The sequence below is a fragment of the Actinomyces johnsonii genome (assembly GCF_006546835.1).
GTDB lineage: Bacteria > Actinomycetota > Actinomycetes > Actinomycetales > Actinomycetaceae > Actinomyces > Actinomyces johnsonii.
On sequence record NZ_VICB01000011.1, the window covers coordinates 1 to 20,448 of the forward strand.

A 20,448-nucleotide genomic window follows, 5' to 3' on the forward strand; every position below is an offset into this window, starting at 1 on the left:
TCCACCACCAGACCCCACCCACGGTGCAACGCCGTGAAACTGGCTGCAACGTCAGATGCGGCGGGACCTGCACACCTGCCACGCGCGCTGAAAGCACTTGGTCCCCCATTTGTCCGACATCGGGCTCTACCCTTGACCCATGAGCCGCCGCCCCCACCGTCCCCACGAATCCCGAACCCTCTCCCGCACCCGTACTCAGGCCCGTCCTCACCCCCACGCCTCCGAGGCTGCGCCGCACGCGGCCGCCGACCTCTACTCGCTCCTGTGCGACGCCATGGTCGCCGGCGACACCAAGGCGATCGATGCCCTGCTCACCGACGACTGCGTCCTGACCCACATGACCGGCTATCCCCAGCCCAAGATCGAATGGCTCGGGGACATCGCCACCGGCTCCATGCGCTACCACGCCCACGAGGTGGTGTCCGTTCAAACAGACACGATCGCCGGCTTCCCGGTGGTGCGCGGCCGCACCCGCACCACGGCCACCCTGTGGGGCGGGCGCGGCACCTGGAATCTCCAGATCGTCGGATACGTCGTGCCCGACGCCGATCCCGACACCGAACACAACTCCACCGGCTTCCGCTTCAGCCGCCTGGACGCCTCCACGTGGTGAGTCGTCGCTAAGCCGGTTGTCCTGAGAACGTCTGAGCCGGCCGGAGTCCCGGGGCCTCCTTAGGCCTCTCGGCAGTGCCGGCCTGCTGCGGTACCCGTCGCCCGCTGCCCCCGTGGGGCCCTCAGATTATCTTCGCCCCCGCCTACCGACGCCGTCCGGTCCCCCTCGTGGCGGGCGCGTTCCGCGGGTCCTCGGGCCAAGCGTGCTTGGGGTAGCGTCCGCGCATCTCGGAGCGCACCTGCGGGTAGCCCTGCTCCCAGAAGGAGGCCAGGTCGTCGGTGACCGCCACCGGCCGGCGTGCCGGCGAGAGCAGGTGCAGCAGCACGGCCACCCGTCCCTCCACGATCCGCGGCGTGGCCGCCCAACCGAAGCACTCCTGGACCCGCACCGCCAGCACCGGCCGACCCGCCTGCCCGGTGCCGGCGGAGTCCATGGCGCCTGTGGCGGCCGAGGGCCCAGCGGAGCCGGCGGCGGAGGAGCCGTAGTCCACCCGCACCTGCGAACCGGAGGGGACCTCAATGCGCTCGGGCGCCAGTTCCTCCAGGCGCGCCGCCTGCGGCCAGGGCAGAAGCGCCCGCAGCGCCTGGGCCACATCCAGCCGCTCCAGGCTGAAGCGCCGGCTCCCCGCGCTCGACGCCGCAGCCCCGGACGACCCGCGTGAGCCGGCCTGCCCGACCAGGCTCATGACCGCCGGTGCCAACCACTCCTCGGCCCGCTTTGCCAGAGCCGCATCGCTCATATCCGGCCAGGGCTCGCCCAGGTGCTCGTGCAGCAGGGCCAGTCGGGCGCGCAGGCTCCGGGCCTCCTCATCCCACGGCAGCGCGGCCAGACCCGCGCCGGCGCCTTCAGTTCGCACCCGCTCGACGACTGCGTCCGCCACCTCCTGCGGTCCCGGAGGCGACCCCGGCGTGGCGGTGAGCGTGATGGCTCCCAGGCGGCGCACGCGCTCGGTGCGCAGCCGCCCGCCGTCCCAGACGGTGCGCTCCTCCTCGGCCAGCCAGGCCCCGGCCAGCTCCAGCGCCGCCTGCTCATCGAGGGGCGCCGCAGCCCGGACAAGCGCGTCCCCGCGCCCAGTGGTCAGATCGACGCCCGCCACCGCCAACCATTCGGACTCCGCCAGTGCCGAGCCCGCGGCCAGGCGCAGCCCGGTCCCGGCGACGCTCGCGTAATGCGCCTCCTTGCCCGCCCGGGGCTCTGGCCCACGCCGCCGGGCGATCCACTGGGGCTGAGCCGTCCCGGCCACCAGCGCCACCGCCGACTCCAGGTCGTGCGTCCCGGCGGTCCCACCGGCCACGGTCGCAGGAGCATCGCCGCCCACGCCGCCGGGTCGAGCCATGGCCTCCTGGCCGCGGCTCGTGGCCGATGCCCCCGATACTCCCATCGCGTCCGACGCCCCAGGAGCGGCGCTTGCGGCGTTGAGATCCTCGAGGTCCTCAGAGTGCTCGGAGACGGCGCGCCGGCAGGCCTGCTCCAGGCGGCGCGCCTCCGCCTTCCAGATCCCCGACCCGGCCCCGCCGCCGCGCACCTGCCGGGCCAGGGCCGTCAGGTCCCCGCCGGGCGCGCGCAGGTCGGCGGTCAGCAGCGCCGTCGCCCTGGCCGCCCGCCGCGCCCCCAAAAGCGGCGCCGTTGCCAGCAGGGCCCGGGCCTCGCGCACGCCCGCCGGCAGCCCGGCCACCGCCCGACCCAGGGGCGTCACGCCATCGGCGCCGGCCAGCCCCAGACGTTCCAGCGCTTCCCGGGCGGCCCCCATCGCCGCGACCGGCGGCTCATCCACCCAGGCCAGCCCCGCGCCGTCGGGCACACCCCACACGGCCAGCTCCAGGGCCGCACCGGTGAGGTCGGCCGAGAGGATCTCCGGGGTCGGAGCCAGCGGCGAACGCGCCCAGTCCGTCGGCGAGCAGCAGCGGTAGACGACACCGGGCCCCTCGCGACCCGCCCGCCCGGCCCGCTGCACCCCTGCCGCCCGCGAGACCCCCACCGTCACCAGACCGCTCATGGACCGGGCCACGTCCAGGCGCGGCTCGCGCGCCAGCGTGGAGTCCACCACTACCCGCACCCCGGGCACCGTCAGCGAGGACTCGGCCACATTCGTGGACACCACGACGCGCCGCCGCCCCGCCGGGCTCGGGGCCAGGACCGCGTCCTGCGCGCTCGCGGACAGGCGCCCGTGCAGCGCAAGGACGTCCACTCCCTCAGGAGCGGTGCCGCGCAGGCGGGCCACGACGTCGTCGACCTCGCGAGCTCCGGGCAGGAAGGTCAGGACGTCGCCGGTCTGCTCGGCCAGCGCCCGCTCCACGGTGGCGGCGACGTGGGCGAGGAACTCGCGCGGCACCCCGCGCGGCCCCAGGCGTCCGGTCCGCCCCGGCGGCGCCCACACCTCCTCGATCGGGTGGAGCCGTCCGGGCACCTCCACCAGCGGGGCCGGGCGGGTGCCGTCGCTCAGGATGCGGCGCAGGCGGTCGGCGTCGAGCGTGGCGGACATGGCCACGAGCGTCAGGTCCTCGCGCAGGGCGGCGCGCGCGTCCGTCAGGAGGGCCAGGAGCAGGTCGCCCTCAAGGGAGCGCTCGTGGACCTCGTCGAGGATGACGGCGTCGACGCCGGCCAGTTCCGGGTCTCGCTGGAGACGGCGCAGGAGGAGCCCGGCGGTGACGACCTCGATCCGGGTGGCCGGGCCGGTGCGCCGCTCCCCGCGCACCGCGTAGCCGACGGTGCCGCCGACCTCCTCGCCCAGCAGGTCCGCCAGGCGGCGGGCGGCCGTGCGGGCGGCGATGCGCCGCGGCTGGGTGACGACGACGCGGCCGGGCTCTCCGCCCGGTCCGCGGCCTGCTCCCGTGCCTGACGTCGTACCGGCCCGGACGAGGACGTCGGCCAGGAGCGGTGGGACGAGCGTCGTCTTCCCAGTGCCGGGCGGTGCGGTGAGCACCAGGCAGGCGCCGAGGCCGTCGGAATCGGAGGAGAGGCGCTCGCGCAGCTCGGGCAGCGCCTCGACCACCGGCAGGTGAGGGGGAGAAGCGAGCAGGGCCCTGATGGGGTCGGTCTGCGGAGGCTGCGTGCGGCCCTGCGGCCCGGTGCGAGTCATGCCCTGATTGTGCCCGGTAGGGGAGTGGGCACGGCGGCGGTTACTGCACGCCCAGGAGGATGCCCTGGGACTGCAGGGCCTGGGTGAGCTTCTCGACGTACTCGGCGTGTGTCTTCATAGACTTGTGCACGCCGATCGCCCCACCGATGAGCGCCTTGCCCGTTGATGGACGGTAGACCGCTATCGTCTCCCCCTGCGGGCCGGTTGTGAGGTCGACGTCTTGGGAGAGGTAGAAGCTGCCGAGCGCCAGCGCTCCGAGAGCGATGGTCAGCCCCTTATTGCCTCGATTGAGGTGAATGCCGCCGGTGGTGCTGGGGGTACAGGTCCAGCCCTCGCGGGTGAAGAAGTCCGTGATAATCGATTGAACCCGATTGATTGGTGCATTAATGATGAAAGTTCGCTCAGCCATGCCTGGATGTTAGGTGAGAGTCTTTTGTTCTTGCATATTGTGTGCAATAAGTTGTCGTGTGAAGGTGGCTTGACATGACGGATTCTGTCAAGCAGACTAGACATGTCAAGCAAACATGACACCCTCTCTCGGGGGTGAGTGGCTATTCAAGGGATGATCGCCATGCTCTCCGCCGTCTTCGCTCCTACTGTCCTGACCGCCACGTCGTCGACCTCCTCCGGTGTCACCTTCATTGCCGGGGTGGTCGGTGGTCTCGTCGCCGGGATCGTCCTCTATCTGCTCGTCCACCGGTACTCGGCTCGCCATCTGCCCGAGGTTCGCGCCGAGGAGACGCCCGAGCTCGTCAAGAAGCTCGGCGGGCAGATAGCCGCTTTCATCTGCAGCGCCCCCACCGGAATCATGGTGGGCTTCGTGAATCCGGCGGCCACTCATCTCTCCGCCGGACCACTTCTGCTGGTTGTCCGCCTCATGGGTGCCGCCATGATCGGCGTCTCCATCGTCGGTGTCGCGTGGCTGTCCCCACGACTGCGTGCCGCCCGGAACGCGGCTGCGGTATGAGCCGGGGAAGGGCGGTTGCCCATGCATCTCGGTTGTCTTACCGTGCTCTGGGCGGTGAGTGCCATGGATAACGACGTGCGCAGCCTGCGCGAGGCGCGCGGCCTCACCCAGGCCCAGCTCGGAGCCGCCCTGGGCGTCTCCAGGCAGAGCGTCAACTCCATCGAGAAGGGCAAGTACGACCCCTCCCTTCCCCTCGCCCTCGCCATCGCCCGCTACTTCGAGACCACTGTCGAAAAGATCTTCCATGTCTGAGTCAGATCCCACGCTCACCCCTACCTCCGCTCCAGCCGCCGGTTCGTCCTCCTCCGGCTCGACGCCGAAGGCGCGGAAGGGCCTGAAGGCCACCAAGCTGTGGCCGCCCGTCGTCGGGCGCATGGCATACGTTGTCGTCGTCGTGATCCTTCTGTGGGTGGCAGCGTTGACAATCCCGATGCCCAGCGGCTTTCTCTACGGTGGTGCCAGTGGGGCGTCAGCCATGATGCTCGTGTACGTCGCCTTGTTCATTGCGAAGAGGCGTGGATACGACACCTTCGTCGTCCGGGAGCTCGAGAAGCGGGACGACGAACGGGACAGGGCCGCCTCGCAGCGGGCCTGGGCCCTTACCGGCGTCGTCGGGTTCTTCGGCGGCATTGTCGCTACCGCCGTGGGTGCCTTCGGGGGGCCGATGATGCCGGCCCTTGCCGTCGTGCTGTGGCTCCAGCTGATCAGTCTCATCGGAGGGAACATCTACTTCAACCGCACGATGTAGATGTCGCGGCAGCTCTCCGCGGCAGGCGACGGGCGACAGTTGACCGCGACTGCCCGGAGTCGGCTGGAGCCGTTGGGGCTGGCTGGGACCGGCGGCGCGCCCCGACATCTTCGCGTAAACTTCGCCCCACCCTGACCGGTGCCCCCGTGCCGGTCATCGTCCCCGCCCTTCCGCCCGCCCCGGGCCCACCCGAGGAGAACCCATGGCCCAGCAGCCCGCCCCACCAGGAACCTGGGACGAGGACCCCGACGGCGCCTCCATCCTCCTGGCCACGGGCCGCGCCCGCCACGACCTCCTCGTCATCGCCGAACCAGCTTTCCTGCGCGACCTCGACCAGGTCTGGGGGCGCCCCGCCGCCCGCGTGCGCCTGTCCTTCCTGCCCGGAGTCCACGCTCCGAGCGCCCCCGGCCAGGAGGACGCCCTGATGTCCTACGAGCGCGGCGGTCTCGGCGTCCTCGTCGCCCGCGGCCGCACCAGCCTGTTCGAGGGCGAGTCCGCCCGCAGCACGACGGCGCTGGCCCGGATCGCCAGCGGCGCCCGCCTGCGCGCCGCCCTGCTCATCACGCGCGCCACAGCGTTGGGCGAGTCCGGGGACGCATCCGGCGATACGGCTCCCGGCCAGGTGCGCGTTGTGACCGATCACCTCAACTTCTCAGGTGGTCCCCTCTTCCCGGCCAGCGGCATGGTCTCGGCGGGGTGGGACGCGAACCTCGCCGAGCGGCTGGGGAGCCTGCGCGGGGTGAACGGAAGCGCCGTCGTCGCCCTCATCCCCGGCCCGCTGCGCCCGAGCCCCGCCGAGTCCCGTGCCCTGGCCTCCATGGGGGCCGACGCCGCCGTTACGGACTCCGTCGCCGAGGCCATGGCCCTGGCCTCCCGGGGCGTGTCCGTCGCGGCTCTGACCTACCTCGACGCCCCCGCCGCAGGCGCGAACCTCGGGCAGGCGCAGCTCTCTTTGCGCCAGGCCTCCGGCATCGCCTTGGCCGCCGTCGAGGATGTTCTCAGAAGTCTGCGGGCGGGCGCCCGAACGTGATTCTGGGAACGGCGTGAGATAAGGATGCTGCCGTCCCCGTCGACCCCCGTTAAAGTCATCCTGTGAAACCCTTCCTCTTCCTGGCCACCCGCAGCGACGACGAGCCGGCCGACGCCGAGTACGAGGCCTTCCTCAAGCGCACCGGCCTGGATGAGTCCACGCTCGTTCGCCTGCGCCTGGAGTCCCGGCCCCTGCCCCAGATCAACCTGGACGACTGGTCCGGGATCCTCGTGGGCGGCTCTCCCTTCAACGCCTCCACCCCGCCGGAGAAGAAAACCGCCACCCAGAAGCGGGTCGAGACCGAGCTCTCCGGCCTGCTCGACCGCGTCGTCGAGGCCGACTTCCCCTTCTTCGGCGCCTGCTACGGCGTCGGCACGCTCGCCTGCCATCAGGGCGCCGTCGTCGACACGACTTACGGCGAGGCCGTCACCGCCCCCGACGTCACCCTCACCGAGGCCGGCCTGGCCGATCCGATCTGCGCGGGCGTTCCCAAAGTCTTCCAGGCCTTCGTCGCCCACAAGGAGGCCGTCACCGAGTTGCCGCCCCACGCCGTCGTCCTGGGGTCCGGCCAGGCCTGCCCCGTGCAGATGTTCCGCATCAAGAACAACCTCTACGCCACTCAGTTCCACCCCGAGCTCGACGGCGACTACCTCGCCCACCGTCTCGGCTTCTACTCCGGCCACGGCTACTTCGCCGACGATGAGCTTGCCGAGCTCCAGGCGCGCGTGCGTCTCGACGACGTCTCCGACTCTTGGAAGCTCCTGGCCAACTTCGTGTCTGTCCACGCCCGCGACTGCTCTAGGTAGCCGAATCGTCCCGAACTCTTGTCGCACACATACATGTGAGGCGCGAAGGAACTTGTAGAAATACTACAAGCTGAAGTGTCGACAGGATTGTGCTGACTATAATTTACTGGTGTACCTATTTGTCGCTCGAGTACGGTGATCGTGTCATCAGGGAGTCGGAGGCGAATGGGGATGAGTGGCTTGGTGTCGCCTTAGTGGCTGCCGGGGTGGCTCTCCACGTTGATCGGGGCTTCCCTCCCCTCGTGCCGGAGATCGAATGAAATCGGGTGTTCTGCAGTGACGGACAATGAGGCAGGTGCGGTAAAGCCGTCGCTCAGCGCTAAAAGAACGCTTGGGCAGGCTGTAGCCGGTGGCGGTGCGTTGGCGGCTGCCGTGGCGATGGGCGAGGGGGTGGACGGGTATCTATGGTCGTTCGTGATTATTCACGCTGCACTCATTGTTGGGGCAGTTTGGCTCCTCGTATGCGCCTGGAAGGAAATCGCTCGTGCTGAGTCTCTTCGCTTCGGTGTGGCTACCTACATCCTGGCCGATGCTGTCGTCGTCGTTGGACTGTATGGAGTAGCGCTCAGTGGAAGCCGTGTGGCGGTGGTCCTTATCATTGCGATCTACTGCCTCTGGCTCGGTGTGCGAGTCGGGAAGCATGTTCGCCGATACGGTTGGCGCCGATGAGCGTGGTAGCCTCTCGTGAGTCGAAAGGTCAAAGTACTTCGACGCTTCGACGAAAGGTTGTCGATGCCCGCAACGAGTTCTGTCCTCGCTGAACCGCTCACCCTGCCCTGCGGGGTGACTGTGAAGAACCGTTTCTTCAAGGCGCCCATGCACGAGGCCCTAGGAACTCCCGGTCTGGGGCCCTCGCAGGACATCGTGGACCTCTACGGGCGCTGGGCAGCTGGCGGCTCCGGGGTCCTGGTGACCGGAAATGTCGCGGTCGACTCCCGCCACCTGGGGGAGCCTGGCAACATCGTCGTCGAGGACGAGTCCCACCTGGAGATGCTGCGGCGTTGGGCGCAGGCCGGTACCGCCGGCGGTACCCAGTTGTGGATGCAGATCAATCACCCCGGCAGGCAGTCTCCCCGCTCGGTCAATCTCCACCCGGTCGCTCCCAGCGAGATTTCGAGCGCGGGCGGCTACGGGCGGTTCTTCGCGCCACCCCGCGAGCTCAGCCGCGAGGAGATCGGCGACGTCGTGCGCCGTTTCGTCACCACCGCCCGCGTCGCCAAGAAGGCGGGCTTCACCGGCGTTGAGATCCATGCCGCCCATGGTTACCTCATCAGCCAGTTCCTCTCCCCGGTGGACAATCATCGCACCGACGAATACGGAGGCTCCCTGGAGGGACGCATGCGCTTCCTCATCGAGATCTATCAGGGCATGCGCGAGACCCTGGGGCCTGACTTCCCCATCGCCGTCAAGCTCAACTCCTCCGATGGCGACCCCGGCGGCATGAGTCAGGAGGACTCGCTGCGCGTCGCAGTCCGCCTGTCCGAGCTGGGGGTGGACGTCCTGGAGATCTCGGGCGGCACTTATCGCAAGCCGGTTTTCGAAGAGACCGACAGCAGCGTTGAGGACCACCGTCGCGGCGTCTACTTCGCCGACTACGCGCGCCGTCTCAAGGAGCTCGTCTCCATGCCGGTGGCGCTCACCGGCGGCTTCCGCTCCGCGTCGGACATGGAGGAGGCTGTCGCCGAGGGGCTGACCGATTTTGTGGGGATCGGGCGGCCCTTGGCCCTCGTTCCCGACCTGCCGCAGCGCATTCTCAACGGTGTGGGCCGACGCCGGATCGAACTGCCCCGCATCTCCACACGAGTCAAGGCGCTCGACGAGGCGCTCGGCGGTGTCCTGCTCATCGGCTGGTACGAGATGCAGATGCACCGGCTCGCTCGGGGCGGTTACGCCTCGGCCCATGGCAACGGGCTCGCCGCCCTGGCCTTCACGGTGCGCAGGCATGGGCTCGGTGCGCTGATGCCCCGCAGAGCGCGGCGGCGCGGCTGACGGTGGTACGGCACGGCGCCGGACACTGTGATCGCAGGAACTAAGAGAGCGCAAGAGCCGTGACTCGTCATGTTGCTGATGAAGAGGAGAACGGCCGGGCCGAGCATCCGGCTGACCGGTGCAGCATCGCCATCCTCAATGACTGCATCCCCATGTTCGAGGCCCTCAAGGACCCCTCGCGTCAGCAGATTGTCGTCCACCTTCTCCAGCATGGCCCGCAGACGGTCGGGGAGATCGCCCAGGTCTCACCGCTGTCTCGCACCGCCGTCTCCCACCACGTCAAGCTGCTGGAGCGGGCGGGGTTGCTGGAGATCACGAAGGTGTCGACCCGGCGCATTTGCCGGGTTCGCAGTGACGAGACCCTGGGGCTGCTCAGAGGACTCGTCGGTGCGCTGGAGTCCGACCTCGAGACGCTCGGGCACGAGCAGGCTCAGAAGTCACCGGCCTGACGGAGCCTAGGTGGGCCCGAGCGTCACGGGGCGGCCTACTTGCCGTCGCTCATGGAGCCGGAGGTAGGGCTATCGGACATCTTGTCATCCGACATCTTCTCGTCGGACATCTTCCCGTCCTTGGTCTTGTCGTCGCTCATCTTTCCGTCGGACATCTTGCCGTCACTCATGGTGCCGTCCGGGGTGGAGGTCTGCTCCATCTTGTCCATCGTGCCCTTGTCGGCATCCGTTGAGCCGCAGGCGGCGGTGCCCACGGCGAGTGCGGCGACGAGAAGGGCGGCGGATACGATCTTGCGAGTGCGCATAGGAACTCCTCGGTGAAGTGATGGGGTGAATGGCGGCGCACCGACCGTGCGCACCGTCATCAGGAGTTCGGAGCCGAGCGAGAGTCGGATGGGACCCGGTGAGTGACTTAGTTCACTCAGAGGCGGATGTGAACGGAGATACCTCTACCTCGTGTAGGGGCGATATCGCTGGTAACGGGGGGTCGCTGTCGGTCCGGTCGGCGACGTCCCCTGAAGTGCCTGCATGCGCCTGTCGGCGGAGGAACTGCGATGCAGCAGCACTGCCACCGCCATGGCGATGAGGCCCAGAAGGATCGACGACACCCATGTCCGGAAGGTTGCGTAGGGGTGGCCCCCCTGGCCAACGTTGGTGAATCCGAGTGCGGCGATGATGGATGTGCCGGTCATGCCGAATATGGAGAGAATACAAATATTGTGCAGAGCAACGAGCATCGGACCGATTCCGCAGAGTTTTGCGAATGTGGACCTGTGTGATGGACGGTATCCAAAACGTAGTGCGACGGCGGAGAAGATGGCGATGATGACCGTCAGGAGGACTCCTAGAACGTACGGAGTTCCGGGGAACTCGTTCGAAGGCGATGGGACCATCCACAGCCCTACCGCGGTAGCTCGTATGGAGTTGTCGTTGAAGGCGTACAGGGCGGATCTCATGAGACGATGAAGCATGCTCACAAGTATGAACAGATTGATCGCCAGTCCCAGGGTGACCGGCCATGGCCATGGAGACGGCGTGCGCTGATTCATGAATACTGTTGCGATTGCAGCACTACCGGTCGCCAGGAGGCACAGGATGGGTAGAGGATTGCCGATGATGTCGTTGTTAAAAATGAGGACATCGATCAGCAGCAGTTGAAGAGCTGTCGCCACTATCACTGCGCCGGATTTATTCTTATATATCGCTCTCAGTGAGAAGAAGAGAAGGAGCATCCACCAGGCACCCAGAGTGTAAAGGATGTAGAGCGCCAGCTCGATGATGAATTTCGGGGTGAATCCCTGATCGGTGTGGAAGGACGGATGCTCGGAGGCGTCGATGCAAGTCCATATGATCTGGAGTACGCAAGCTACCAGGGTCGCGATCAGTGCGATGATCCGATCGCGTCGCCAGGATACGGGTGTGGCGGGGGCGGTCTGACGGGTAATGCTGGGCGATGGCTCCCGGACGAGCCGAGGTTGTGCGGAGGGCTGCGGGGCGGCGGGAACAGGGTGGGGAGAGGCAACTGGAACGGATCTGGGGAACGTTGCCGTGGGGATGACCGAAGAGGGGGCTGTGCCCGTTGCGCCGGAGACGATCCTGCTGGCCGGTTGTCCGATGCTGGAGAGGTGTTGCGGCACTGGCCGCGTCGGAGTGGCGGTCTGTCCCTGGAGGTAGGGGTAGTCGACTGGCGGGGCGGGGTAGGGTGATGAGCCGTGCGCATAGGCGGTGTACGGCGATGTGGATGGGGAGGGAATGCCGGAGGGCCGGCCGTACGACTGCGCAGGAGTCTCCTGGGATCTGCCTGATGCGGAAGATGCTGGGGGAACCTGAGACGGCGGGAACGGCTGCGACATAACTGCATTGTGGCCGACCTAGTGGTCGGTGTCGATGAGCGAGACCAACCTGTGTATCAGCGTCACGGCTCCTGAACGATCTCAGTACCCGCCTCCCGTGGGCCACTGGGGCCGGCCATATTGACGGAAGCGACTCTGCATGCCCTGTGTGCTCGGTGCGCCTGAGGCACGAGGGCCGTACTGGTTGCCGTTGGCGGGTGGTGAGGCGAGGGAGCGATGCCCTGCGAGCAGCGTGGCCCCAATGAGGATGGCTCCGACGATGATGATGGTCACCACTTCCAATCCCATGTCGGAGGGCTTGTGCGCGTGTCCGCCGCTGGTGGGCAACCCGTAGGCAAGGACGATGATGAGGTTGCAGAGGGTCAGAAGAGAGACGGCGGTGACGGATGTGATTCGGAAGCCTCTGCTGCGGGGCGAACGCATCCCCAGGACGACTCCGACGGCGGCCAGAGAAGTGATCGCGACCGAAATGATCAATCCCGGTGCTAGGGGAAGCCCGACTCCTCCTGAGTTCGACCACATGAGCCATGTGCTGGCCGTGTACTCACTGAGGCTCTCGCCGTTCGATACCGTCGTGTAGGTGATGACGCCGAATTCTCCTAGGCGGAGAATGTTGTTGAGCAGAACGAACTGACAGGCCCCCAGAGCCAGGGTGACGGTCCACGGTTGCGGATCCTTCAGACGCTGATTGAGCTGTACCGTCAAGACGGCAGCGATAGAGGTGACGATGAAGGAGAGGACAGTGCAGACGGCATATAGGCCGGCCTGCGGATCGTTGTTGGATGTGCCGCTCAGCAGCCCGAGTACTCCATAACCGAACCACAGCGCAAGCCCCACCATCTCGCAGACCGGTTGGTTGCGGAACAGGTGGCGTAATCCGAAGTAAAACGACCAGATCACCGGTGTGACGCCGACGAGCATCATAGTGATGAGTAAGAAGACCAGCCAGTCGGACCCTCCTGCGAGGCTGAGAAGCAGGGTGATGAATGAGACGGCCTCGATAGTGGCGGCAAGGATCATCATGATCAGCGCCGCCGTCTTTTCACCGCGCCACGGCACGTGATGTCCTGTGCCGTTGGCCCGGGATGTCGCCGTCTCCGCGCTCGGGTGGCCCGGTCGCGCAAGCCGGCCTTCGGGGGAATAGCCCGGTGCGGTGGCCGCTCCGCTCAGGTAGGGGGAACCGGAAGTCGCATACGGCTGGTACTGCGATGTTCCTGCAGGGTCGGCGAAATACTGCAGCGCCGGCACCTGGGGCGACGGCGAGGGCTGCCCCGGGAATGTGGGACCTCCCGGAGTGGGATACATCGATTGGGGTGGGAACGCGAGCTGACCGGGATGCGCGTAGGGAGCGCGGCCGGCTGGCGGCGGCTGCCCATACGGCGCCCCGGCGTACGGGGCGTGCGCGGGATGCTGGCCGTAGGCGTCGTACGGCGAGTTCGACGAGCCGCCCTGGCCCTGAGATGCTCCCGAGTAGGGTGACGAATATGTCATGACATGATCCTGATGGTCATTGCTGAGATTCCAGAGCTTCGTCTTCGCCCGGGTCCCCAGGGTGTCAGGACTCCTGAGCCCCTGGCGTCTCAGCCGCGTGCGAAGTGCGAGGCGAAGTTGCGGATGATCTGTCCGGCGTCGTGCGCATCGGAGGACCTGGCCTGGGTGAGGATGTCCTCGCTCATGTCCGGGTCGCCGTAGCCGGCTTCGTCGTAGATGCTCACGCGCTGCTCGAACCGGGCGGCGTCGAGCTCGGGGTTGAACTGGCAGGCGTAGACCTTCTCGCCCACGCGCAGCATCTGAACGGGGCAGTCGGGCGAGCTCGCCAGCAGCGTCGCGTGTGCGGGCACCTCGCCCACGCCCTCGTAGTGACCGGCGAACACGGTGATCGCCTGCGGGAGCCCCGCCAGGATCGGATCCTCACGGCCCTCCGCCGTCAGGAACAGGTCGACGGCGCCCAGCTCCTCGCCGAACTCCTCATAGGTCCCGGTGCCCAGGTAGGCGGCCAGGATTTGGAACGCGACGCCGGTGGCCAGGAGCGGGATCCCCTCTTTGAGTATGACCGTGAGCAGCTCGCGGATCTGCTCCTCGACGTGCTGCTGGCTGCGGGTCTTCTCCGCCGCCGGTGTGTCTGCGTTGTAGGGGCTGGCGCCGATGAGCACCCCGGAGACATCGGCAGCGGTGAAGGAGGCGAGGAAGTCGACCTCCTCCAGAGCGATGTGCTGCAGATCGCCGCGCGACAAACCGCTCTGGGTCAGGAAGGATTCGTACTCGTCCTGCGCTGCCTCGTGTTCGGGGCGCGTCGTCACCATGATGAAAGGCTTCACGGCACCACTGTAGGGGACCGGCCGGAGGGACGGGGCTCCTAGAACACGAGCAGCATGAGCGCGATGAGGAGCCAGAGGAGGGTGAAGGCGACTCCGAGGATGAGTCCCAGCCAGGCGATGCCCTCGCCAGAGTTGTAGCTGCGGCGCAGCCGCCGTAGCGCGCCGATGCCCAGGATGATCGCGGCGACGCCGACAAGGGGGACGAGACCGAGCAGCCCGCAAACCAGGGCGGCTGTGGCCCCTGAGTCCGTACGGGGGCGGGGCGCCGTGTAGCCGGGGCCGGAGAAGATCTCCGCAGGATTGAGGTTCTCAGTGCCGGGGAAGATGAACCCCGGCGGGAGCCCGTCGACGTACTGCTCCGAGCCCGGGGAGAAGGTCGGCGCGCTCTGTCCTGGAGGTGCGGTCCGGGCGGTGCTCATGACCTCATCATGCCCGCCGGCGCCCGAGGAGTCATCGTTCCCGCGGAGGAGTCGAGCGAAAGGGCGGGGAGAGTAGGCGGGGGCTGGGCGCAGGGACGAGGCGCTGTTGCCGCCGGTGCCGGCCGGCGGCCCGCCTCGGAGTGCCCGACCGGCACGGCTACCGGCCACGGTCTATGCTGAAGCCCCGGCAGAGCCTGCCGGGTCCTGCCGAGCGTCCCGCGGGCCTGCCGTACGCAGTTCTCCTACGGGGCACCATCAATCCCCTTTTGCTCAGGCAGGAGATCATCTGTGTCCTCTTCCCCTTCTCTCGGCTGGCGCCTTCACGGCGATGGTCGTTCGATCGCCCCGGGCGAGGTCGTCGCCCCCGGTGAGCGCCTCACCTGGCCGCGCACGATCGGCATCGGCATCCAGCACGTCGTCGCCATGTTCGGCGCAACCTTCCTGGTGCCGCTTCTGACGGGCTTCGACCCGGCGACGACGCTGTTCTTCACCGGCACGGGCACGCTTCTGTTCCTGGGGATCACCTCCGGGCGCCTGCCCAGCTACCTGGGCTCCTCTTTCGCCCTCATCGCCCCCATAGGAGCGGTGACCGGCTACATGGCCGACGGCGGAGGCTCCATCGATCCCCACAAGGCCTCCCTGGCCCAGGGCGGGATCATCGCGGCGGGAGTGTCCCTGCTGCTCGTGGGCGTCGTCGTCCATCTGGCGGGGGCCGGTTGGATCGACCGCCTCATGCCGCCGATCGTCACCGGTGCGATCGTCTCCCTCATCGGCTTCAACCTGGCGCCCTCGGCCTGGAACAACGTCAAGCAGGCTCCGGTGACGGCGGTCGTCACCATCGTGTCGATCCTGCTCATCACCGTGCTGTTCAAGGGGATCGTCGGGCGCCTGGCGATCCTCATCGGAGTGCTCATCGGCTACGCCACAGCCGTGGTGCGAGGCGAGGTGCAGTTCGACAAGGTGATCGACGCCCCCCTCCTGGGCCTGCCCCACTTCCACCCCCCGGCATTTGACCTCAGCTATCTGGGCCTGTTCATCCCCGTGGTGCTCGTCCTGGTCGCCGAGAACATCGGCCACGTCAAATCCGTCTCTGCGATGACCGGCGAGGACCTCGACGACGTCACCGGACGCGCCCTGTTCGCCGATGGGCTGTCCACCGTGCTCGCCGGTGCCGGCGGCGGTTCTGGCACCACCACCTATGCGGAGAACATCGGCGTCATGGCCGCCACCCGCGTCTACTCCACCGCCGCCTACGTCGTGGCGGCGCTGACTGCCCTGGGCCTGTCCCTGCTGCCGAAGTTCGGCGAGATCATCGCGACGATCCCGGCGGGCGTCCTGGGCGGCGCCGCAACGGTCCTCTACGGCATGATCGGCATGCTGGGGGTGCGCATCTGGGTGCAGAACCGAGTGGACTTCTCAGACCCCGTCAACCTCAACACGGCGGCCGTGTCCATGGTGGTGGCCATCGCCAACTACACCCTGGCCTGGGGCGGCATGACCTTCGAGGGCATTGCGCTCGGTTCGGTGGCCGCGATCGGCATCTACCACGCCATGCGCTGGATTTCGAAGGTGCGCGGAACCAACCTGGAACAGGCCTCCCCGGCCTCTGCCCCCGCCGGCACCGAGCTGGAGGGCCCGGCCTACTCCAGTCGTGCCGCCCACGCGCCCTCGGCCGCCTCCCCGGCGGCGGGCTCGACGGCGTCGAGCCCCGAGGGCGATGGCGGTACGGATTGACGGGGGTCGGTGGCTCAAGGGGCGCCGACCCGCCTCCCCGATGGCGTCCCGGCTCAGCTCTCCTTCGTGGCCTTAGCCGCCGGAGAGGCCTTGTCCGCCGGGACGCAGTCGCTGGGGGCGGTGATGGGCTTGTCGGAGCCCAGCAGCTTGATCTCGTCGGCGTTCAATGCGTTCTGCAGGTACTCCTTGCCCAGGACCACCGAGACCGTCGGGTCGTCGTCGGACAGGCTGTCGTCAATCTGCACGGTGGAGTTGGGGAAGACCTGGGCCAGGGAGTAGGCATTGGCCAGGCTGCCCTTGGAGGACATGATCTGCGCCTCGCCGCCGTAGATGCCCCCCGGCCAGTCGCTCGCCGAGGCGACGGTCAGGCCGGCCTCCTGCAGCTCCTGCTGCACCGTGGTCGCCAGACCCACCGACTCGGAGCCGTTGTAGACGTTGACAGTGAGCGTGGTGACGTCCACGGTCTTGGCGCCGTCGGGCGGACATGGCTGCGGCACGTAGGTGGCGGTGCTCTTGGGGCGCGAGAATCCCGGGTTGGGGGCGGGCAGAATGCCCAGCGACACCAGGAGGCTCACGGCGACCGCGATGATCATGACGGCCAGGATGGAGCCGATGATGGTGGCCTGGCGGTGCTGCATGTGCCGGCGGTACTCGGTGCGCGGATCTGCGGGACTACTCACGCAAACCAGAGTAATGGACGACGGCGCTCGCCGGGCGGTGGCGGCCCCGATGTGACATGGGACCGAGCTGGAGCCGTGGATCCGGAGGCTCGAGCGAGCGTCAGGAGGCCGGCGGCGCCGGGGCGAGCCTCGGTGTCCCGTCCTCCGTGACCTCGAGGATGCGGGCGTGGATCGCGGTACGTCCCTGCAGGGCAGCGCGCAGTGCCCGGTGCAGCCCGGTCTCCAGGTAGAGGTCCCCCCTGAAGGAGACGACGTGGGCGAACAGGTCGCCGTAGAAGGTGGAGTCGTCATCCAGGAGGCTGCGCAGGTCGAGGGTCGCACGGGTGGTGGTGAGATCGGCCAGGCGGATCTGTCGGGGCGCGATGACGGCCCACTCGCGTTGAGTGGTGACCCCGTGGTCGGGGTAGGGGGGCCTCTCGCGCACTGCCTTGAAGATCACGAGAACATCCTAGTGAATGAACCTGCTTGAGGCGCACGAAAGCGCCGTGGGCGGCCCAACATCCCGTTCGCCCGCGATGTGCGCGGGGAGCGCTCCGGACCGCCGTGCAATAACGCGTGTGCATGACGTTCGCCCGCGATGTGCGCGGGGAGCGCGGTCCCTTGCGGGACGGGTTTTCGAACCGTTATCTGTCTCACTTGCCGGAATGTGGTCTGCTGGACGATTGTCTCTTCATCTTGTTGTGATTGGCGTTATCTCGACGAAATCTAGTGGTTCGCTGGAAAGGTGGGACGTCTGATGCCGGAAGTGGGCGTGATGCCTGAATTTCCTGACTGTTCCCCTCCTCTTCGGGGCTCTAGTACGGTGTTGGCTGCACCGACGTCGACCGAAAGGATGCCGCAGCCATGACCATTGCGGTCCGCCGAAGCGGCTTCACTATCCCCCTGTCCCTTGTCGTCCTCACCTCGACCGCCATGCTCTTGGCCGGTTGTCAGTCAGGTGGTGCCTCCAACGCCAATCAGCAGGGCACCGCGGGCTCGTCCTCGTCGTCCCCTGCTAACTCTGCCAACTCTGCCAAGTCCCAGTCGGTGGCCGGCTCCAAGCCGACCTCCGGACAGAAGTCGGGACACGCCTCGCCGCGCATCCCGAGCCCCACCGGGAAGGGCGCCGGCGAGTCGTCCGGGCCGCAGCCCTCCTCGGGTTCCGCTGCCCGTCCCTCCAGCCCGCGCGCCAATGAACCGCGCCCGGCCACCAGCGGGGCGCAGTCCTCCGCTAACGGGGCCGGCGCGAGCAGGGCCGCGACTCCGGGCGGGACGAGCAACCCGAGCACGCAGAACGAGGGTGCCTCCAAGAATCCGGAGGCGAGTGGCAATGCGAGCCGCTCCAGCGAGCCTCAGGCTGAGACGGCCCAGTCGGCGCAGTCCTCAGCGCCTGAGCCCCAGGCTTCGCCCGCGCCCGCCCAGCCGACTCAGGCGCCCGCTGACAACTCCGGTGGCAACACCGACACGGCATCCCCTGCGCCTGCGCCCACCGAGCCCGCACCGCCTGCCGACTCGCAGGCGGGCCAGGCCACGTCCTTCGTCCCGGATAACCTCGTCTCGGAGAAGACGGCCATGGTCATCTCGCCGTCGGGCAATATCGGCTGTGACCTGTCCGCCCACTACGCCGGTTGTGGTGTGTTTTCCTACCGCACCGAGTCCACCTTCGGCCAGAACGCGATGGGTTCGCCTAACTGGTGGTTCGACCTCAGCAGCGGTGCGACGCCTCAGATCAGTGGCCGCAGCGAGGGTGCGTTCTCTCTTGATGAGGGCTTCCGCGGTGCCGGCTCTTCGCCCCAGGTGGTCGAGTACGGCCAGTCCGTCACCTTCGGCTCCTGGGTGTGCAGCTCCGAGGAGACCGGCATGACCTGCCGCAACACCGAGACCGGCCACGGAGTCTTCCTCAACTCCTCGCGGTACGAGGTCTTCTGACCGGGTCTCGTCAGACCCGATCGCGCGCTTGTTCGCCCCGGCTCGCCCGCCGGGGCGAACGCATGTGCCCGATTCCAGGGGACGAGCCCGCCGAGACCAAGGAGGTGTATGCGTGGGCGAGCAGACGAAGAACCCGGAAACGTCCAGGGCGAGCGCCCTCGACGGCATCGCGAGCCGATGGGCCGCCTGGCTGCGTCGGACCGACTCGCTCGAGGTGGTCGTGGAGATCGAGGCGCTGGGTGAGCGTGTCGCCTGTGCCAACCGGGTGCTGCGTAGAACCGGCCTCCTACGTCGAGTCGAGTGGGTGGAGGGCGGCGTCCCCGATGAACTCGTTCGCGACGCCGTCGCCTTGCGGGTCTCAACAACCCGCGCCGACGGCGCCGCCTGGACCTGGGCCTTCCTGTCGATCAGTGCACGGGGTGAGGATCTCACCGCCGACTTCGACTACGAGCGCCGCCCCGACCTCGTCCCGCCGTGCACCCGGTCCGACTGCGAGGCGGAGCTGCGGCTCTTCCCCCGCGACCCGGTCCGACTGCCCGCCTGGATGATGCACCTCCAGTCAGACGGCATCGAGGAGGTCTCTGAGGCGGACTCGCGCAGTGGTGAGGGCGCGGGTTCTCGGCGCCTGATGGGGCTCCTCGCCCTGCGGCCCCGTTAGACCGCGACCACCGCTCGCAGCTCCCGCGACCGAATGACGGTCTGCGCCACCATGCGCGTGGCAGGCGGCGTGGCGCGCTGACGTCGTCGTCTCTTCACGCGCTTCACGTGGCGGGGCGACTCACCTGGGGCGCAATGGGTCGGTGAGGTAGTGCTGGATCGTCGGCCCGACGACCTCCACCAGGTGCTCGACACTGGCGCTCGCGATTGGATCAAGGCGCAGAACGTAGCGGATCATGGCCAGCCCCACCAGCTGGGACCCGGCCAGGGTGGCCCGCTCTCGTGCCGAGACCTCTGGCAGCCCCGACTGCTTGAGGGCCTCGGCCATCGGGACGGCGATCTGCTCGGTCGCGTAGGTCTGGATCGCCTCCGGGGCGCTGACGTCCGTGGCCATCCACCGCAGCAGGGTGCGGAAGGTCGCCCCGTCCGCGGCGTCGTCCCAGGCGGTCAGCGACAGCCGCACCAAGCGGGGGCCGGCTGAGCGCAGGTCCCCGCTGACGGCGGCCGCAATCTCCTCGCTCGCTCTCACCCGCAGGTTGACGGCCGCCCCGAACAGGTCTCCCTTGGAGCCGAAGTAGTACGACACGAGCGCCGGGTCCACTCCGGCCGTGCGAGCCACCGCCCGGATCGTTGTTCCCTCGTATCCCTGCGCCAGGAACGACTCGCGCGCCGCGGTCAGAATCGCCTCCCGTGTGGAGGACGGCTGCATGCTGCCGGGGTCCGGGTGACGCCGCGGCCCCCGATGACGCGTGCGACCAGAACGTGCGCTCTCGAGCGTCTCCTCCTCGGGCGAGGCGCTCGGCTGCGGCGCGTTGGCGGCTTTACTGGTCACTCCAGGAGATTACGGGCGCTCCCCGTCGTCCGGGACTGCCAGCTCCGCAGAAACCGGAGAAGTGCCGGGAAAACACAGTGCTTGGTCGGGGGTGGCGTCCCCGGGAGTGTGTGACGGTCGCCCCATTTTTAGGAAAGACTATCGGTGCGATATTCAACATCGTTCAGATTCTCGACGACGGCGACGGGTGTCCGGGGGAGTCTCTGGGCGGCATCCTGCCAAGAAGAGACATGAGCGGAGTCGGAGATCCGAAGCTATTTCAACAGCGTTGAGGCTGGTGGCTTGCCTCGATACCTTGGTTTCCGTCCGACATCGCCGTCTCTCAGGGAGTCGGCACAGGCACTCGTCGAGGTGAAGCATGTCCGT

Annotated in this window: 21 protein-coding genes; 11 read left to right on the forward strand and 10 right to left on the reverse strand. The window is 67.9% G+C overall.

The window, feature by feature from the left end:
* Nucleotides 1-139: 139 nt before the first annotated feature.
* Entirely contained in the window at nt 140-613 is a 474-nt protein-coding gene (locus FK256_RS07960) for a nuclear transport factor 2 family protein (RefSeq protein ID WP_009234527.1), read from the forward strand.
* Between the two features lie 142 nt (nt 614-755).
* Here the strand turns inward: FK256_RS07960 and FK256_RS07965 are convergent, their stop codons facing one another.
* Together FK256_RS07965 and FK256_RS07970 are read right to left on the reverse strand one after the other, a co-directional pair.
* Complete coding sequence (locus FK256_RS07965) at nt 756-3,692, reverse strand: ATP-dependent RNA helicase (protein ID WP_141424384.1); 2,937 nt, start codon at nt 3,690-3,692, stop codon at nt 756-758.
* Between the two features lie 40 nt (nt 3,693-3,732).
* Nucleotides 3,733-4,101 (reverse strand): hypothetical protein, encoded by a 369-nt coding sequence (locus FK256_RS07970; RefSeq protein WP_141424385.1) that lies wholly within the window; start codon nt 4,099-4,101, stop codon nt 3,733-3,735.
* A 162-nt stretch (nt 4,102-4,263) separates the two neighbouring features.
* Here FK256_RS07970 and FK256_RS07975 point away from each other — a divergent pair, with 162 nt between their 5' ends.
* From FK256_RS07975 to FK256_RS08005, 7 genes are all read left to right on the forward strand, one after another.
* On the forward strand, nt 4,264-4,659 hold the full coding sequence (locus tag FK256_RS07975; protein WP_244936278.1) for a PTS sugar transporter: 396 nt from the start codon (nt 4,264-4,266) through the stop codon (nt 4,657-4,659).
* 63 nt (nt 4,660-4,722) lie between these two features.
* Nucleotides 4,723-4,911: a helix-turn-helix transcriptional regulator gene (locus tag FK256_RS07980; RefSeq protein WP_141424417.1), complete on the forward strand. Its 189-nt coding sequence runs from the start codon at nt 4,723-4,725 to the stop codon at nt 4,909-4,911.
* Nucleotides 4,904-5,407, forward strand: coding sequence for a hypothetical protein (locus FK256_RS07985; protein ID WP_244936280.1), 504 nt, complete (start codon nt 4,904-4,906; stop codon nt 5,405-5,407). Before FK256_RS07980 ends, FK256_RS07985 begins: the two co-directional genes overlap by 8 nt.
* Nucleotides 5,408-5,609: 202 nt before the next feature.
* Nucleotides 5,610-6,437: a nucleoside phosphorylase-I family protein gene (locus tag FK256_RS07990; protein WP_141424386.1), complete on the forward strand. Its 828-nt coding sequence runs from the start codon at nt 5,610-5,612 to the stop codon at nt 6,435-6,437.
* A gap of 62 nt (nt 6,438-6,499) precedes the next feature.
* Nucleotides 6,500-7,243, forward strand: a complete 744-nt coding sequence (locus FK256_RS07995; protein WP_141424387.1) for a glutamine amidotransferase — start codon at nt 6,500-6,502, stop codon at nt 7,241-7,243.
* A gap of 732 nt (nt 7,244-7,975) precedes the next feature.
* Nucleotides 7,976-9,232 carry an NADH:flavin oxidoreductase/NADH oxidase family protein gene (locus FK256_RS08000; RefSeq protein ID WP_141424388.1) on the forward strand — a complete coding sequence of 419 codons (1,257 nt, stop codon included), beginning with the start codon at nt 7,976-7,978 and terminating at the stop codon, nt 9,230-9,232.
* A gap of 59 nt (nt 9,233-9,291) precedes the next feature.
* Nucleotides 9,292-9,681 (forward strand): ArsR/SmtB family transcription factor, encoded by a 390-nt coding sequence (locus FK256_RS08005; RefSeq protein ID WP_141424389.1) that lies wholly within the window; start codon nt 9,292-9,294, stop codon nt 9,679-9,681.
* 35 nt (nt 9,682-9,716) lie between these two features.
* Here FK256_RS08005 and FK256_RS08010 read toward each other — a convergent pair whose 3' ends face one another.
* From FK256_RS08010 to FK256_RS08030, 5 genes are all read right to left on the reverse strand, one after another.
* Nucleotides 9,717-9,986 (reverse strand): hypothetical protein, encoded by a 270-nt coding sequence (locus FK256_RS08010; protein ID WP_141424390.1) that lies wholly within the window; start codon nt 9,984-9,986, stop codon nt 9,717-9,719.
* 144 nt (nt 9,987-10,130) lie between these two features.
* On the reverse strand, nt 10,131-11,318 hold the full coding sequence (locus FK256_RS08015) for a hypothetical protein (protein WP_141424391.1): 1,188 nt from the start codon (nt 11,316-11,318) through the stop codon (nt 10,131-10,133).
* A gap of 297 nt (nt 11,319-11,615) precedes the next feature.
* Nucleotides 11,616-12,782 (reverse strand): annexin A7, encoded by a 1,167-nt coding sequence (locus FK256_RS08020; RefSeq protein ID WP_244936283.1) that lies wholly within the window; start codon nt 12,780-12,782, stop codon nt 11,616-11,618.
* A gap of 332 nt (nt 12,783-13,114) precedes the next feature.
* On the reverse strand, nt 13,115-13,852 hold the full coding sequence (locus FK256_RS08025; RefSeq protein ID WP_141424393.1) for a glutamine amidotransferase-related protein: 738 nt from the start codon (nt 13,850-13,852) through the stop codon (nt 13,115-13,117).
* A gap of 38 nt (nt 13,853-13,890) precedes the next feature.
* Nucleotides 13,891-14,271 carry a DUF4190 domain-containing protein gene (locus FK256_RS08030; protein WP_021605263.1) on the reverse strand — a complete coding sequence of 127 codons (381 nt, stop codon included), beginning with the start codon at nt 14,269-14,271 and terminating at the stop codon, nt 13,891-13,893.
* Between the two features lie 288 nt (nt 14,272-14,559).
* On the opposite strand from FK256_RS08030, the gene FK256_RS08035 reads away from it, so the two are divergent.
* Nucleotides 14,560-16,005 carry a uracil-xanthine permease family protein gene (locus tag FK256_RS08035; RefSeq protein WP_141424394.1) on the forward strand — a complete coding sequence of 482 codons (1,446 nt, stop codon included), beginning with the start codon at nt 14,560-14,562 and terminating at the stop codon, nt 16,003-16,005.
* Between the two features lie 53 nt (nt 16,006-16,058).
* Here the strand turns inward: FK256_RS08035 and FK256_RS08040 are convergent, their stop codons facing one another.
* Nucleotides 16,059-16,643, reverse strand: a complete 585-nt coding sequence (locus FK256_RS08040; protein ID WP_009234509.1) for a LytR C-terminal domain-containing protein — start codon at nt 16,641-16,643, stop codon at nt 16,059-16,061.
* A 142-nt stretch (nt 16,644-16,785) separates the two neighbouring features.
* A complete protein-coding gene (locus FK256_RS08045; protein ID WP_141424395.1) occupies nt 16,786-17,124 on the reverse strand; it encodes a type II toxin-antitoxin system VapB family antitoxin in 339 nt (112 codons plus the stop codon).
* A gap of 404 nt (nt 17,125-17,528) precedes the next feature.
* Between FK256_RS08045 and FK256_RS08050 the strand changes: the two genes are divergently transcribed.
* A complete protein-coding gene (locus FK256_RS08050) occupies nt 17,529-18,593 on the forward strand; it encodes a hypothetical protein (protein ID WP_141424396.1) in 1,065 nt (354 codons plus the stop codon).
* A 112-nt stretch (nt 18,594-18,705) separates the two neighbouring features.
* Entirely contained in the window at nt 18,706-19,251 is a 546-nt protein-coding gene (locus tag FK256_RS08055) for a hypothetical protein (protein WP_009234506.1), read from the forward strand.
* 120 nt (nt 19,252-19,371) lie between these two features.
* On the opposite strand, the gene FK256_RS08060 is transcribed toward FK256_RS08055, so the two are convergent.
* Nucleotides 19,372-20,082: a TetR/AcrR family transcriptional regulator gene (locus tag FK256_RS08060; RefSeq protein WP_141424397.1), complete on the reverse strand. Its 711-nt coding sequence runs from the start codon at nt 20,080-20,082 to the stop codon at nt 19,372-19,374.
* Between the last annotated feature and the right edge of the window lie 366 nt (nt 20,083-20,448).